Genomic DNA, 15,579 nt, shown 5'->3' on the forward strand with positions numbered 1-15,579 from the left:
TTTCATTGTGCGGTCCTTGCAAAGACCGCTTCACGTCAACACCACCGGTGATATCTCCGTGAAAACAAGCGCTGGGTTGCGCCTGCGTTGACGGTCGTTGGACATCCTTTTCTGAAACCGGTGCCCGTTTGCTAAGACGGCGTAAAGGGCCGCCATAATCATACACTTGTTGTCGACCAACTTGACAAAATTGTTCAGAAAGCAGACTATGTTGTGGCTGGGTTGCGCTTGCGTTACATCAGTAACGAAGCCCGCTGGAAAGGCCGCTAACCTGACCAGCACAAAAAAACCACCTTCTGGTGGTTTTTTTGTTTCTGCAGTACGCAAATCTTATTCACCCATTCTCGGGTACGCATCGGCAATCTTATCGCCGGTAAAATGCGCCACCCACCCTTCGGGATTATCGAAAACGCGGATTGCCGTGAACGACGGAGAGCCGCCCATATCAAACCAGTGGCGGGTGTTGGCCGGTACGGAAATCAGATCGTTTTTCTCGCACAGGATCTGGAAAATCTTGCCGTTCAGGTGCAGACAAAACAGCCCTGCGCCTTCGACGAAGAAACGCACTTCGTCTTCACCGTGCGTATGTTCGGAAAGGAATTTAGTGCGCAGCACCTCGCGTTGCTCGTTGTCCGGACGCATGCTGATCACGTCCCAGCTCTGATACCCCTTCTCTTCGACCAGTTTGTCGATTTCATGCTGATAAGCGGCAATCACGTCCTGCGGCTGCGGGTTTGCGCCTAAATCGCGGTCAGCCTGCCAGCGTTCGAAACGTACATCAATTTTGCTCAGTTCGGCGGCGATCGCGTCTCCGTCTCGGCTTTCCCACAACGGTGCGGAAGGATCCTGGTCACTAAAAATCGTTAATGCACTCATGGTCAACCCTCTTATAAGAATGTTTCTAAGGCTATCTGATCAAAACGATTAACCTGCAGATGATCGCTGAGTTCATCAGCGTCATCGCGGATCAGCTGACAGGTATTCCAGCCCGCTAAACGCGCGGCGTCCAGCTCCTGACGAATGTCCGATAAAAAGAGTAAATCCTGCGGCGGCAATATCAGTTGTTCAGCGATGTTCTGATACGATTCCGTTTCACGCTTGGCACCGACGCGGGTATCGAAATATCTGCTGAACAGCGGCGTTAAATCACCGGCATCACTGTAGCCAAACAATAACTTTTGCGCGTCTACCGAACCTGAGGAATACACGCAAAGTTGCAGCCCCTCCGCTTTCCACGCTTCCAGCTGCGGCGCGACATCGGCATACAGATGTCCGCGAAAATCACCGTTTTCATAGCCGGTACGCCAGATGATGCCCTGCAATACTTTCAGCGACGTCGATTTCACGTCGTTATCCATATACGTAAAGAGCTGTTCGATCAGCGCCTCGACGCTGGCCTGTGGCCGGTCGATTTCAGCGCGTAAAGCGTCCAGGGCAGCGGCGACGTCCGGCTGTTCATGCTCATGGCGCAGGAAGTCGGCGAGACGCTGCCGGGCATAGGGGAATAACACCTGGTGTACAAAACGGATATCCGTGGTGGTGCCTTCAATATCAGTGACAATAGCGCGGATCATTTAGCCTCCAGCAGGCGACGTTGCAGTTCACACTGGAATAAAAACTCCAGCCCCTCCAGATGGCGGCGCGCTTCGGCCACATCCCGCCCCCAGCACGTCAGCCCATGGCCACGCAGCAAAAAACCATACTGCAACGGCGTGTGCTCCGCTGACGTCATGATCTTCTGCGCCAGCGCAGCAATATCCTGGCTGTTGTCGAAAATCGGGATCACCACCTGATCAAGGTGCGAGGTCTGGCCGCTGAGCGATTTCTGCATCTCATAACCTTCCAGCACCAGCACACCACTGCGTTCTGCCCGGGATAACACCGTCGAATTGACCGAATGGGTATGCAGCACCGCGCCTGTTTCAGGATAGCGGGAATACAGCATGGTGTGCAGCCCGGTTTCCGCTGAAGGACGACGTCCGCCGGGTGCCAGGCCACTGTCGAGTTCCACCCGCAGGAAATCTTCTGCGGTCAGTGATCCCTTGTCTTTTCCCGATTCAGTGATCAGGCAATGGGCATCGCCTTCGCGCACGGACATATTGCCGCCCGTCGCCGGGCTCCAGCCCTTCTGTCCAATCCAGTGACAGGCCGCCAGCAGCGCGCCCAGTTGCAAATTCTCTGTCATCGTATTCCTGAAAAGCTGTGGGTTGAGGGACGAAGTTCGGGATGAAACTGACGATATATTCAATGTTATGCGGCTTAGACCGAATTGGCATTTAGCCATCTAAGCGTCTCGATTGCCAAATATTAACATCGTGTTATATTGTGAGCAACATCGCTATTTGCACACCTGACGCCTGTCAGGTCAACGGTCCAGGAGTACTGACCCGCCATGAGCACAGCAGCACTGATCCCCGAAAGTAAACTTCCTGCTTTAGGCACTACCATTTTTACCCAAATGAGTGCACTGGCGCAGAAACACAATGCCATTAACCTGTCGCAGGGTTTCCCTGATTTCGACGGCCCCGAATACCTGAAAAACCGTCTGGCTTATCACGTCAGCCAGGGCGCGAACCAGTACGCCCCGATGACCGGCACGGCACAGCTGCGTGAGGCAATTGCCACCAAAACCGAACAGATTTACGGCTATGCACCGGATGCCACCACCGACATCACCATCACGGCGGGTGCGACAGAATCGCTGTATATCGCCATCACCGCGCTGGTATCGGAAGGTGACGAAGTGATTGCTTTCGATCCGAGCTATGACTGCTATGCTCCGGCGGTAGAACTGGCGGGCGGCGTAATGAAACGTATTCAGTTGCAGCCACCGGAATTCAAAGTTAACTGGGCGGAATTCGCAGATCACATCACTGATCGCACAAAGCTTGTGATCATCAACACGCCGCATAATCCGTCGGCCACCGTCTGGAGCCACAGCGACATTGAGCAGCTCTGGCAGAGCATTGCGGATAAGCACATTTTCGTGCTGAGCGATGAAGTGTATGAGCACATCTGTTTTGCGCCGGAAGGTCACGCCAGTGTGCTGCGTCATCCGGAACTGCGTCAGCGCGCCATTGCCGTGTCGTCGTTCGGTAAGACGTATCACATGACCGGCTGGCGTGTGGGCTATTGCGTGGCACCGGCGATAATCAGCGCTGAACTGCGCAAGGTTCACCAGTACCTCACCTTCTCCATCACCACGCCGGTTCAGCTGGCGCTGGCGGATATGCTGCGTGAAGCGCCGGAACACTGGCAGGAATTACCGGCCTTTTATCAGGCTAAACGTGACCGTCTCGCGCAGGGGCTGGCTAACAGCCGTCTGAAGGTCTTGCCGGGTCAGGGCACCTATTTCCTGCTGGCCGATTACAGTGACGTTTCCGATTTAGATGATGTTGCATTCTGCCACTGGCTGACTGAACATGCCGGTGTGGCGGCCATTCCGATGTCGGTTTTCTGCGCCGCGCCTTTCCCACATAAACTGATCCGGCTGTGCTTCGCCAAACAGGAAGCTACACTGGACGCGGCTTCGGAGCGCCTGTGTCAACTTTAAAACTGTCCGTATTGCAACAGCCACTGGTGTGGCTGGACGGCGAGGCTAACCTCGCACACTTCGACGGCCTGCTCGGTGCCCTGACCGCACGCGACCTGATTGTCTTGCCGGAAATGTTCACCACCGGTTTCGCCATGCAGGCACCGGGCAGCGCATTGCCTGAATCGCGTGTCGTGCAATGGCTGCAACAGTGGGCGAAACAGCTCGGTGCAATGATCGGAGGCAGCGTGGCATTGAGCACCACGGAAGGCGCAGTGAATCGTTTTCTGCTGGTCGAACCGCAGGGTAAAGTGCATTTTTACGATAAACGCCACCTGTTCCGTATGGCGGGTGAACACAATTATTATGTGCCGGGAAAACGTCGTGAAACCGTGGAATGGCGCGGCTGGCGTATTCTGCCGCAAGTCTGCTATGACCTGCGTTTCCCGGTGTATTCACGCAACCGGCAGGATTACGATCTGGCACTTTACGTCGCCAACTGGCCGGCACCGCGCAGCCGCCACTGGCAGACATTGCTTGCCGCCCGTGCGATTGAAAATCAGGCTTATGTTGCCGGTTGCAACCGTGTCGGCCACGATGACAACGGCCATTACTACAGCGGTGACAGCCTGATTTTTAATCCGCAGGGTGAAGAACTGGCGCGTGCTGAGCCGGGCTCAGCGATGATTATCGATGCCGAGTTGTCGCTCGAAGCGCTACAGGATTACCGCGAAACCTTCCCGGCCTGGCGTGATGCCGATACTTTTTTGCTTCATGATTAAGAAGGTTTAGCGCTTAAACAGCCTTCACAAACAAATGCCCCGGACGTCTCTGCCGGGGCATTTTTACTTTATACCGTTCTGTTGGGTGGCCGCCGCGGTTAATTTCCGCCGATAAAGTCCGCTTTACCAATATTCACGCCCAGATGGCGCAGAATGTTATACGCCGTGGTGATATGGAAATAGAAGTTAGGTATGGCAAATACTGTCACGTAGCTGTGTGCAGTAAATTTCATTTCACGGTTTCTGCCTTTCACCACGATCTCACGGGATTCATCGCCTTCCAGTTGCTGTGCGTCCACGCTTTCGATAAAACGCAGTGTGTTGGCGATACGTTCCTGCAATTGGGCAAACGTCACTTCGTTGTCTTCCATCGCCGGCGCGGTAATACCAGCCAGACGGGCAACCGCGCCTTTCGACATATCACTGGTGATCTGCACCTGACGCGCCAGCGGATACATATCTTCTGCCAGACGGGTATTCAGGACTTCTTCTTCTGATTTGCCGTTTTCCTTTGCCCATGCCTCGCCCTTTTCCAGTAATGCTGAAAGATTCTGTAAACCACGAACAAACTGTGCCGCTGTACTGCCATAAAGCGATGCTGACATGATGCTTCCTCAGTGAATGACGGGTTAGAACAACTTAGAACAACCGGCGCTACCTTAGCGCGTTCCGGTCTGAACAGCGTGACGTTTTATAGCAGTGAAGGATGGCGGAACGTCAGGTTTGCGACGTGCGCCGCTCTTTTTGTCAGCGCATGTAAAAACAATCCCGGGTGGATCAATTCTTGCATTTCCTACTCCCGCAAAAACATCTGACAGAGGACCCCTGATGACCATCACCTTTATTGCACACTCCACGCCCGAACCCGCGTTGTACGGCGCGATGGCAGCGATACTTGCTGAGCTACGCGCTTTGCCGCTGTGTCATTTTCCCGTCAGTCATGATGCGCAACGTTACCCGAATGCGCGCCAGCACGTGACGGCGCAGGGACAGGCAATAACCAGCGGGCTGGTGTGGCTGGAGCGCCTGACCGGGCGTGATGCGGGTGAGGAATCCGGCATTGAATCCCTGATTTATCGGGCACTTAAAGAAGATATCGTCGTGCCCTTGCGTGAACCGTTATCCGCAGAGTTGAACGCATTCATTACAGCACAGGGCATTGAAACTGAATCATTAACCGTGGTGCGCAATCAGGATAAATTCCAGCTGGAAGACTGCATCACCGGCAAAATTCGCAGTAACGGCTGGGGACGCGATGCCTTTGGCCGCTGGGCATTAGGTTCGGTTTCACAGCCGGTCATGCGGGCAGGAAAAACCCTGCGCGTGGCACTGGTGGGGGATTTTAGCGAGCAGCGCGACAGTTATCCGGCAATGCTCGCTGCACTGGGAGACGCCGCCGATGCACTGGCAATGAACATTGATGTTGTCTATGTGACATCCACGTTATTGGGCAGCCAGCTTGATTGCACACTGGCTGACATCGACGGCATTATCTTCCCGGGCGCAACGATCACCCGCAGCGATGCGCAGGCCGGACCGCTGGCAACCGCCACCTGGGCACTGGAAAACCAGACCCCGGTGTTAGGGATTAATCAGGGCATGCATCAGATGATCACTGCGCTGGGGCAGAAAGTGCTCGGACAGGAACGTGTAGTCATGCACGGGCCGTCAACGCTCGGCAGCCTGCAAACCGGTTTACCGCTGGCCGAACACACCCAGCCCCGTCTGGGAAATCATCCGGTCATCACCCGCCGCGGCACCCTGCTGGCCAATAAAACGGGCAATGAATTTTTGCTGCGCTACAACCAGCGCCGCTATCTGAATCCGCATTTACTGGCGGAGCTTGAAAGCGCAGGGCTGAACGTTTCAGGGTATGACGAAAGTGGTGAACAGGCGCAGGCTGTTGAGCTGAACAATCATCCGTTCTTTATAGGCGTTCAGGGGCAACCGGAGCTGACGTCACGACGCGAGCGGCCCAATCCGCTGCTGATGGCGTTTCTGCAACAGGTGCGTCAGTGCAACCGTGACCGCGATGTCAGTCACGCTGCACTGACCAAAAGCGTGCGTTTAAAACATCCGCACAGGCTGATGGGCTGATGACGACGCCGTCTAACTGCCGCGATAGGTGGAGCAGGAATAAGGACTGATCAGGAGCGGCAGATGGTAATGATCCTGTTCACCGGCGATCACCACATCAATGATCGCCGAGTGATAAAGCGTCTCACGACCGGTGGCGGCAAAATACGCGCCGATATCCGCACACAAGCGGTAATGCCCTGAGGCGACCGGTTCCGGTGTTAATTTTGCGGCACGACCATCGGCATCCGTTTGGGTTTCACTGACAAGCGTGATGTTGTGCCCTTCCACCCTTTCCAGCCAGACGCGCACATTGGCCGCAGGCTGCCCTGACGACGTATCGAGAATATGGGTGGTGACTTTCGTTTTAGAAACAGAGGTCATGACTGAAATATCTCCTTTAAACGCAGCAAGGTAATTTCTTTGAGTTGTTGCGCCGTTTCGCGATCTTCATCGTCCGGTAAATTCTGTAGCCGCCGTTGCAGATTATCCAGAATCTGCTCTGCGCTGCGCCCTTTGGCGCGGATCAAAAATACCCGTCCGAAGCGCTGCTCATAACGCAGATTACCGTCATGCAACGCATCAATCACTGCCTGCTGGCTGATATTGAGCGTCGCCTGTTCGCCACGGGAAAGCTGCGCTTCTTTGCCGGTGCCGCTGGCCCGTTCACCGATGCGCGGATGCGCAGACAGCGCGCGGGCAATGTCTTCCTGCGTCCAGTTGTCACAGGCCGCTTCGGCACAGCGCAGCACATCTTCCACAGAAGAATAAGGCCGCGCCTCACTGACCGTTTTCGCCCAGGCCGGAATACCGACCAGCGGGCGCAACAGGGAAACGGCTTCGGTTTCGGATAACGCATTGAACGCTTCCGGTGTCATAAATGTCCCTCACCAAAACTCAGCACAGTATTAATATATGCCTGCACCGCGAATGCCACGTCACCGGAGGTAACAGACTCATCGGGATGATGGCTGATGCCGTCTTTGCAGCGCACAAACAACATGCCGACCGGCCAGCATTCGGCGATAGCAATCGCGTCGTGCCCTGCGCCGCTTGGCAGCGACATCGCCTGTCCCTGCAAGTGTAAAACGCTCTGGCTGAGACGATGCTGTAAACCGGCGTGACATTCCGTCGCGCTGATGCTGTAAAACTGTTCGCAGGCAAACGTCAGCCCGCGACGTGTAGCAATCTCACGGCCCTTCGCCAGCAGTGTTTCAAGCAATGCAGATACATCGCCATCACGCGGTCCGCGCACATCCAGCGACAATTTCACCTGCCCCGGAATGACATTCACCGCGCCCGGCAGACATTCCAGCGTACCCACGGTTGCCACCGTATTGCGACCGGTGGCGGTGGTGATGCTTTCGATGGCCAGTGTCCATTCGGCTGCCGCAGTCAGCGCGTCCTGACGCTGCCCCATTGGTACGGTGCCGGCATGACCCGCATGACCGGTGAATTCACAATTAAGGCGACGCGCGCCATTAATCGCCGTGACCACGCCGAGCGGCACGTCCGCCGTTTGCAGGCACGGGCCCTGCTCAATATGCAATTCCAGATAGGCGCAAAAATCGCTGACCGCACGCTGTGATGCGCCGATATTCAGCGGATCCAGCCCGACGTGACGCATCGCCTGAGCAACCGTAATACCCTGCGCGTCCTGACGTTCCAGCCAGTCGGCGGGCCAGGTGCCGGTCAGTCCGCGACTGCCAAGCAGCGTGATGCCAAAACGTGTGCCCTCCTCATCGCAGAACCCGACGATTTCCACCGCCATCGGTAAACGGATGGCGTTCTGATGCAAATGCGCCACCACTTCCAGCGCGGTCAGCACGCCGAGCGGGCCGTCATAACGGCCGGCATTACGCACGCTGTCAAGATGTGATCCCAACAAAATGGCCGGTGCCGACGCATCCAGCCCTTCATAACGCCCGCAGATATTGCCGACGCTGTCCTGCCAGACGCGCATCCCGGCGGCGCTCATCCATTCGCCCACCAGACGATTGGCTTGCAAATGCTCCGGCGAAAGATACACGCGGGTCAGTTGCCCCGGCGTTTCGCTGATGGTGGCCAGTGCGTCGCAACGCGCCATCACCCTTTCAGCGGCAAGCTTTGCGCTTTCTGAAACCGCAGCCAGCGTAAAGGCTTCAGCCATTACTGACCTCCTGCGTAATGATCCCAGGCGGCCTGCGCCCCTGCGCCGTATTTCGACGCAAAGCCCAGACGGTTAAGCACCGCTTCCAGCGCCACCAGCGTCTGCAGCACACAGTCTTTACGGGCGTTGTAGCCCATGGTGCCGATGCGCCAGATTTTCCCGGCCAGCGGGCCAAATGACGTACCGATTTCAATGCCGAAGTCATTAAGCATGATCTGGCGAACCTGTTCGCCATGAACGCCCGGCGGAATGACCACGCCGAGCACGTTGCTCATGCGGTTATTCAGGTCACCGAACACTTCCAGTCCCATGCCCTGAATGCCGGCCAGTAATGCGCCACCGTGCAACTTGTGGCGTGCGATACCGGTATCCAGCCCCTCTTCCAGAATAATGCGTGCGCATTCGCGGGCTGCGAACAACATGCTGGTGGCTTCGGTATGGTGATTCAGACGCTCCGGCCCCCAGTAATCCATGATCATGCCCAGATCGAAATAGTTGGAGTAAATCATCTCTTCGTCACCGTCAGCATGATCCGCCGTACGGATGCCCTGCTCGACGCATTTACGGCGGCGGATTTGTTCTTCAAAGCGCGGGCTGATGGTGACCGGTGAGCTGCCTGACGGGCCGCCGAGGCATTTTTGCAAACCGGCAGAAACGGCGTCCAGCCCCCAGGCATCGGTTTCCAGCGGGTTACCACCAAAGGACGCCGTGGCATCGGAGTAGAACAGGACGCCGTGACGGCGGCAGATTTCCCCCAGTTGCTCCAGAGGCTGCAACATGGTGGTGGAGGTGTCGCCCTGCACGGTCAGCAGCCAGCGCGGTTTCACCGATTTAATCGCATCTTCGATTTGCTGCGGGTCAAACACTTCGCCCCACGGCGCTTCGAGGGTGTGCACTTCGGCGCGGCAGCGGCGGGCAATCTCGCACAGCAAATGACCGAAGCGGCCAAATACCGGCACCAGCACTTTGTCGCCCGGACGGATACCGGAAAGCAGCACGGCTTCAATACCGGCGCGTGAGGTGCCGTCGATCAGGAACGTCCACGGGTTTTCGGTTTTATACAGCGCACGGTACAGCGCCATCACTTCGTTCATGTAGCCGGTCATCACCGGATCATATTGCCCGACCAGCTGGCTCGCCATCGCCCGCAGCACGCGCGGATCGGCATTGATGGGTCCCGGCCCCATCAGCAGACGGGTTGGCGGGTTGATTTGTCCGGGAGAGATGAAATCTGACATAGTTAATCCTTTACAATGTTAGCTTGCTGCAGCCTCATTTAAGCCGCGTACGGATGCGATAAATTGTCTCAGCTCGGGGGTTTGCGGATTGGCAAACAACGTCCGGCTTTCGCCCTGTTCCCACACGGTGCCCTGATGCATAAACACCACGCGGTCGCCCACTTCGCGGGCAAAATTCATTTCGTGCGTCACCAGTACCAGCGTCATGCCTTCTTTCGCCAGTTGCTCGAGCACTTTCAGTACTTCGCCGACTAATTCCGGATCCAGCGCTGAGGTGATTTCATCACACAACAGCACTTTCGGGTTCATCGCCAGCGCACGCGCAATCGCCACGCGTTGCTGCTGACCGCCGGAAAGGCTGGACGGGTAATAATCCATGCGATCCGCGAGGCCCACTTTCGCCAGCATCTGTGCGGCCAGTTCACGGCACTCAGCGGCAGATTTTTTCAGCACCCGGCGTGGTGCCAGCATGACGTTTTCCAGCGCGGTCATGTGCGGGAAAAGATTAAAACTCTGGAACACCATGCCCACGGAACGGCTGATATCACGCGCCTGGGAATCGCGGTCGGTAATGGTCATTCCGCCCAGTTTAATGCTGCCTTCCTGATAACCTTCGAGCCCGTTCATGCAGCGCAACAACGTGCTTTTCCCTGAACCGCTGCGACCGATGATCGAAATCACTTCGCCGCTGTCGATATCCAGATCCACGCCTTTCAGTACGTGGTTCTGGCCGTAAAATTTCTGAACCTGATTGATGGTGATCAGCGGCATTACTGTTTCTCTCCACGCAATGATTTTTCTAAATGCTGGCTGTAACGGGACAGCGGATAGCACATCAGGAAGTAGCCCAGCGCCACTAATCCAAACACTTTGAACGGCTGATACGTCACGTTATTGAGCATGGTTCCGGCTTTGGTCAGTTCGACAAAACCGATAATCGAAGCCAGCGCGGTACCTTTCACCACCTGCACGGAAAATCCGACGGTCGGCGCGATGGCAATGCGCAGCGCCTGCGGGGTGATCACCCGCCATAGCGTCTGGCCGAAATTCAACCCGAGACAACGCGATGCTTCCCACTGGCCTTTCGGTAACGCGGCAATACTGCCGCTCCAGATATCCACCAGATAAGCGCTGGTATACAGCGTCAGCGCCAGCGCGGCAGCAGTCCACGGGCTGACATCAATCCCAAACAGACCCAGCCCGAAGAAAGCCAGGAACAACTGCATCAGCAACGGCGTGCCCTGAAACAGCTCGGCATAAAGACGCACAAACCTTCCGGGCCAGCGGCGTTTGGTGAGACGCAGTAGCAGCAACGGCAACGTCACCAGCGTACCGCCAATAAAGGCAGTCAGCGACAGCAACAATGTCCAGCGCGCCGCCAGCAGGAGATTGCGCACAATGTCCCAGTCGGTAAAGGTCATCATGAGTTTTCACTCCCAAAGACACGGCGTCCGGCCAGCAGCAGCAACTGACGCATTGCGACGGACAGCATCAAATAGAACAACGTGGTGACCAGATACACTTCAAAACTGAGGAATGTACGCGACTGAATTAAGTTTGCGGCAAACGTCAGTTCTTCATAGGACACCTGCGAGACCACAGAAGACCCGAGCATCACGATAATGCACTGGCTGACCAGCGACGGATAAATGCGTTTCAGCGACGGCGGCAGCACGATACGCAGGAACGTCTGGCTGCGGGTTAATCCCAGCACACGTCCGGCTTCCCACTGGCCTTTCGGCGTCACCTGAATACCGGCGCGGATAATCTCCGTGCTGTACGCACCGAGGTTAATCAGCATCGCCAGCAGCGCCGCTTCACCGGCGGTCATTTTCAGGCCGATAGCCGGCAGGCCAAAGACAATGAAAAATAACTGCACCACAAACGGCGTATTACGGATGGCTTCGACATACACGCCCCATACCGCACGCAGGGTTTTATGGTTGCCGCAGCGGATGGCCGCGCCGCAAATGCCGATTGCGACACCGCCAACCGTTGCCATTACCGTCAGCTCAATGGTGGTCCATAAACCGGCCAGCAGTTCCGGCATATAAGGCCATAGCGCGCTAAAGTTAAGCTGATAGGTCATGAAACATCTCCGTCAAACCCTGATTACGCGCCGATGGAAGCAGGCAGCGGTGCCTTCATCCATTTTTCAGACAGCGTATTCAGCGTCTTGTCTTTGATGCCTTCGGCGATCAGTGCATTCACTTTGTCTTTCAGCGCAGGTTCGTCTTTACGCAGACCCACGTAGCACGGCGAATCTTTCAGCATCACTTTGGAAACCGGTGCCTTGGCCGGATTCATGCGGGCAATGGCTGCCACCACCAGGTTACCGGTGGCGATGTATTCCACCTGACCGGACAGGTATGCAGACAGCGTAGTGTTGTTGTCTTCATAGCGCTGAATTTTGGCATCTTTCGGCGCCACGTCTGTCAGTGCCAGATCTTCCACGGCACCACGGGTCACGCCGATGGTTTTACCGGACAGCGCTTTCAGGTCGGACAGTTTGTCCCCCTGCGCACCAAACACGCCGAGGAAGAACGGTGCGTAGGCATTGCTGAAATCGATGACTTTTTCGCGCTCAGGATTTTTACCCAGGCTTGAAATCACCAGATCGACTTTATCCGTTTGCAGATAAGGTACGCGGTTGGCGCTGGTGACCGGCACCAGTTGCAACTTAAGTTTCATCTTATCGGCCAGATAATGTGCCATATCGATGTCATACCCTTCCGGCTGCAAGTCCTTGCTCACCGAACCAAACGGCGGGAAATCCTGAGGAACGGCCACGCGCAGTACGCCGCGTTTCTGAATATCCTGTAACTGATCGGCCATGACGGCAGATGCCTGAAGCACCAACATTGCCGCACCTGCCCACATCAACAGCCGTTTGTTCATGTTCATAGATTATCTCCGGTGAAAGGTTTTTGAAACGATAGATTCTTATATTTATAACTCTGCAACGAATGTGCCAAAACCAGCACAGCGAAAAAAATGCGGACAAAATCACGGTGCCACAAGGAATTAGAAAACGGAGGATACGATAAGGAGGGATTTTTTTGCCCTGAACCAGGGCAAAAGGACTGAAAAGAAGACAATCATGACGCACTAAAAATGTGCAAAAGCACCAGAAAAGCGCTCAGTTTGTTCTGCAAACGGGAATCAGCGCTGCTCAAGCTCATCCAGATCGTTATACAAATCGCTTATCTGATGAATGCGCTGCCGGCCTGAGGTGAGCATCTCGTGCAGCAATGCGTTGCTGAGTAAATTCGCCAGACTCATGGCGGAAGAATAGCTGTCAAACGCCGATACGCTGTCGAGAGGCGCGGCCAGATGCCAGGTTGCCAGTGGGATCAGCGTCTGGGCCTGCGGCTCGCAGATCAACAACACCGGCACGCCCATCGTCTGTAATTGCGTGAGAACTGCCTTCGCCATGCGCGGCCTGCGGCGGAAGGCGACGAAAATCACCACATCCTGCACAGTCAGATCCACCAGTTCTTCAGCCAGCGTCTGGCCCGGTTGCGGCATCATCATCACGCCAGTGCGTACCTGAATCAGTTGCTGACGCAAATGCAGCGCCACCGGATAACTGTTGCGAAAGCCCAGCAGGCGCACCTGCCGCGCCTGACTGAGGGCGGCGATCAGCGCGCCAAACTGTACGCCATCAATCTGATTAATCCACTGCGTCAGGTTGGCCATTTCCTGCTTATAATGCCGCGATAACAAAGTGTTGCCCTGCACCGCATCGCGACTGTCCGTCAGCGGCATACCGCTCTGGCGCAGGGTGCGCATTTCATCGCGCATGTCACGGTAACTCGGATATCCCAGGCGCTTGAACAGCCGGCTGACCGTGGCTTTCGACACGCCGCTCAGCCGTGCCAGTTCGGCGCTGTTATAACTCATCAGGTCGTCAATACTGGCAAAAATAAAGTCGGCCACCCGCTGTTCCTGCGGCGTCAGTTCTGCGTAATGGTCACGCAGACGTTCATCAATCTGTTTCATCCCCGTCCCTTTTGTAACCAATGTTTCAGCGGAACATACCATGCACTATGCTTGCCAATGCAAGCTAAATTATGAGTGAAAGCGTGAAGATTCTGCCGATGTGGAACACCTCTTGCTTAACTTTATCCCTACGCGCCCACATCCCTGCATGCGCGGGCAGCATAAAAAAAGCGTTTCAAAAAGGACATCGCATGATTAACAGTAACAGCGCGCCGCTGGGCATGGCGGTCACACCCCATCATCTGGCGAGCCAGAGTGCGCTTGCAGTATTGCGCGAAGGCGGCAATGCCATCGAGGCGATGGTGGCGGCGGCCGCGACAATTGCCGTGGTCTATCCGCACATGAACGGTCTGGGCGGCGATGGCTTCTGGCTGATTGTGCCACCGCAGGGAAACCCGGTGGCGATAGATGCCAGCGGTGCCGCAGGCTCCCTCGCCACTCTCGATTTCTATGCCGGTGAAACGCATATTCCGCATCGGGGACCAAAAGCCGCGCTGACAGTCGCAGGCACTGTCGGCGGCTGGCAGGAAGCGCTGAATGTGTCGGCTGAATTTGGCGGCGAGCAAAAACCGCTCTCCCGCCTGCTGCGTGATGCCATTCGTTACGCTGCTGACGGCATTCCGGTAACGGCCTCGCAGGAAGCTGCGACCCGTGCCAAACAACACGAACTTGAAAATTTCAGCACCTTCGCCGACGTTTTTCTGCCTAATGGCGATGTCCCCCGCGCCGGAAATCGCTTTACCCAGCCGCAACTGGCGCAGACATTATCGATGCTGTGCGAGGACGGGCTGAACAGTTTCTATCGTGGTGAGCTGGCCGACAATATGGCCGCCGACATGGAAAAGCTCGGCATGCCGGTCACCCGCGCTGATCTCGCGGCTTACAAGCCCCAGCGTCGTGTGCCGCTGCGGCTCAAACACAGTAAAGGCGAAATCTACAACCTGACACCGCCGACGCAGGGGCTGGTTTCACTGGCGATCCTCGGCCTGACTGACCGCCTGCCGCTGGAAACCCTGGATGAAAGTGCGACGATTCACAGCATTGTTGAAGCCACCAAACTGGCGTTCGGCCTGCGTGACCGTTTTATCACCGATCCGCGCATGATGACGCAGGATGCCCAGAGCCTGTTGGATCCCCAATATCTGGATGCCCTCGCCACCCGCATCAAACCCCACAGCGCTGCCGACTGGGGCAAAGGTAAAGGACCGGGCGATACCGTCTGGATGGGTGTGATGGACAGCAGCGGACTGGCCGTTTCTTTTATCCAGAGTATTTATCACGAGTTCGGCAGTGGCGTGGTGCTGCCGGGCAGCGGCGTGTTGTGGCAAAACCGTGGCGCGTCCTTCAGCCTCGATGCAGGACATTTACTGGCGCTGGCACCGGGCAAACAACCGTTCCATACCCTTAATCCTGCCGCCGCACGCTTATATGACGGGCGTACGATGGTTTACGGCTCAATGGGGGGAGACGGACAGCCGCAGACGCAGGCCGCCGTGTTTATCCGCCATGTGGTCCAGGGACAATCGTTACAGCAGGCGATCAGCGGCCCGCGCTGGCTGCTTGGCCGTACCTGGGGCGAGAGTTCGGATTCACTGAAACTGGAAAGCCGTTTTGCCTATCCGACGCTGGCGGGCCTGAGACAGCGTGGTCACGACGTCGAACTGTTGCCAGATTTCAGCGAAGCCGTCGGCCACGCAGGCGCGATCGTCCGCCATACCAACGGCATGTTTGAAGGGGCCTCCGACCCGCGCAGCAACGGCAGCGCAGCCGGATTTTGATCAGAGTTCGCTCATGAAAATT

Annotated in this window: 17 protein-coding genes; 4 read left to right on the plus strand and 13 right to left on the minus strand. The window is 56.2% G+C overall.

Going from position 1 to position 15,579, the window contains the following annotated elements; genetic code table 11:
* Positions 1-330: 330 nt before the first annotated feature.
* Genes J1781_RS05560 through J1781_RS05570 form a run of 3 tightly spaced genes read right to left on the minus strand, consistent with a single transcriptional unit; the run spans position 331 to position 2,185 of the window.
* On the minus strand, positions 331-876 hold the full coding sequence (locus J1781_RS05560; protein WP_129955053.1) for a 1,2-dihydroxy-3-keto-5-methylthiopentene dioxygenase: 546 nt from the start codon (positions 874-876) through the stop codon (positions 331-333).
* Positions 877-887: 11 nt separating this feature from the next.
* Positions 888-1,574 (minus strand): acireductone synthase, encoded by a 687-nt coding sequence (gene mtnC, locus J1781_RS05565; RefSeq protein ID WP_129955052.1) that lies wholly within the window; start codon positions 1,572-1,574, stop codon positions 888-890.
* Positions 1,571-2,185 (minus strand): methylthioribulose 1-phosphate dehydratase, encoded by a 615-nt coding sequence (locus J1781_RS05570; RefSeq protein WP_129955051.1) that lies wholly within the window; start codon positions 2,183-2,185, stop codon positions 1,571-1,573. The genes mtnC and J1781_RS05570 overlap by 4 nt, the downstream gene beginning before the upstream one ends.
* Before the next feature lie 207 nt (positions 2,186-2,392).
* Between J1781_RS05570 and J1781_RS05575 the strand changes: the two genes are divergently transcribed.
* Both J1781_RS05575 and J1781_RS05580 read left to right on the plus strand, forming a co-directional pair.
* A complete protein-coding gene (locus J1781_RS05575; RefSeq protein WP_129955050.1) occupies positions 2,393-3,553 on the plus strand; it encodes a pyridoxal phosphate-dependent aminotransferase in 1,161 nt (386 codons plus the stop codon).
* The gene (locus J1781_RS05580; RefSeq protein ID WP_217233306.1) at positions 3,541-4,314 is read left to right on the plus strand and encodes an amidohydrolase; all 774 of its coding nucleotides are present in this window, start codon (positions 3,541-3,543) and stop codon (positions 4,312-4,314) included. Before J1781_RS05575 ends, J1781_RS05580 begins: the two co-directional genes overlap by 13 nt.
* A 98-nt stretch (positions 4,315-4,412) precedes the next feature.
* Here the strand turns inward: J1781_RS05580 and J1781_RS05585 are convergent, their stop codons facing one another.
* Positions 4,413-4,919, minus strand: a complete 507-nt coding sequence (locus J1781_RS05585; RefSeq protein WP_129955048.1) for a DUF1993 domain-containing protein — start codon at positions 4,917-4,919, stop codon at positions 4,413-4,415.
* A gap of 223 nt (positions 4,920-5,142) precedes the next feature.
* Here J1781_RS05585 and J1781_RS05590 point away from each other — a divergent pair, with 223 nt between their 5' ends.
* Complete coding sequence (locus tag J1781_RS05590) at positions 5,143-6,411, plus strand: glutamine amidotransferase-related protein (protein ID WP_217233307.1); 1,269 nt, start codon at positions 5,143-5,145, stop codon at positions 6,409-6,411.
* Positions 6,412-6,423: 12 nt separating this feature from the next.
* Here the strand turns inward: J1781_RS05590 and uraH are convergent, their stop codons facing one another.
* The 9 genes from uraH to J1781_RS05635 form a co-directional block, all read right to left on the minus strand.
* Positions 6,424-6,774: a hydroxyisourate hydrolase gene (gene uraH / locus J1781_RS05595; RefSeq protein WP_129955046.1), complete on the minus strand. Its 351-nt coding sequence runs from the start codon at positions 6,772-6,774 to the stop codon at positions 6,424-6,426.
* On the minus strand, positions 6,771-7,268 hold the full coding sequence (uraD, locus tag J1781_RS05600) for a 2-oxo-4-hydroxy-4-carboxy-5-ureidoimidazoline decarboxylase (protein ID WP_129955045.1): 498 nt from the start codon (positions 7,266-7,268) through the stop codon (positions 6,771-6,773). The genes uraH and uraD overlap by 4 nt, the downstream gene beginning before the upstream one ends.
* Positions 7,265-8,539: an allantoate amidohydrolase gene (gene hpxK / locus J1781_RS05605; RefSeq protein ID WP_217233308.1), complete on the minus strand. Its 1,275-nt coding sequence runs from the start codon at positions 8,537-8,539 to the stop codon at positions 7,265-7,267. The genes uraD and hpxK overlap by 4 nt, the downstream gene beginning before the upstream one ends.
* Complete coding sequence (locus J1781_RS05610; RefSeq protein WP_217233309.1) at positions 8,539-9,777, minus strand: (S)-ureidoglycine--glyoxylate transaminase; 1,239 nt, start codon at positions 9,775-9,777, stop codon at positions 8,539-8,541. The genes hpxK and J1781_RS05610 overlap by 1 nt, the downstream gene beginning before the upstream one ends.
* Positions 9,778-9,795: 18 nt before the next feature.
* Entirely contained in the window at positions 9,796-10,548 is a 753-nt protein-coding gene (locus tag J1781_RS05615) for an amino acid ABC transporter ATP-binding protein (RefSeq protein WP_129955042.1), read from the minus strand.
* On the minus strand, positions 10,548-11,201 hold the full coding sequence (locus J1781_RS05620) for an amino acid ABC transporter permease (protein ID WP_323054862.1): 654 nt from the start codon (positions 11,199-11,201) through the stop codon (positions 10,548-10,550). The genes J1781_RS05615 and J1781_RS05620 overlap by 1 nt, the downstream gene beginning before the upstream one ends.
* A complete protein-coding gene (locus J1781_RS05625) occupies positions 11,198-11,866 on the minus strand; it encodes an amino acid ABC transporter permease (protein WP_129955041.1) in 669 nt (222 codons plus the stop codon). Before J1781_RS05625 ends, J1781_RS05620 begins: the two co-directional genes overlap by 4 nt.
* A gap of 23 nt (positions 11,867-11,889) precedes the next feature.
* Positions 11,890-12,681, minus strand: coding sequence for a transporter substrate-binding domain-containing protein (locus J1781_RS05630; RefSeq protein WP_129955040.1), 792 nt, complete (start codon positions 12,679-12,681; stop codon positions 11,890-11,892).
* A 258-nt stretch (positions 12,682-12,939) separates the two neighbouring features.
* A complete protein-coding gene (locus J1781_RS05635; RefSeq protein ID WP_129955039.1) occupies positions 12,940-13,779 on the minus strand; it encodes a MurR/RpiR family transcriptional regulator in 840 nt (279 codons plus the stop codon).
* Between the two features lie 191 nt (positions 13,780-13,970).
* On the opposite strand from J1781_RS05635, the gene J1781_RS05640 reads away from it, so the two are divergent.
* Positions 13,971-15,557, plus strand: a complete 1,587-nt coding sequence (locus tag J1781_RS05640; RefSeq protein ID WP_129955038.1) for a gamma-glutamyltransferase family protein — start codon at positions 13,971-13,973, stop codon at positions 15,555-15,557.
* The last annotated feature ends 22 nt before the right edge of the window (positions 15,558-15,579 follow it).

Origin of the sequence: Rahnella perminowiae (assembly GCF_019049695.1) — a bacterium.
In the GTDB taxonomy this organism is placed as follows: domain Bacteria; phylum Pseudomonadota; class Gammaproteobacteria; order Enterobacterales; family Enterobacteriaceae; genus Rahnella; species Rahnella perminowiae.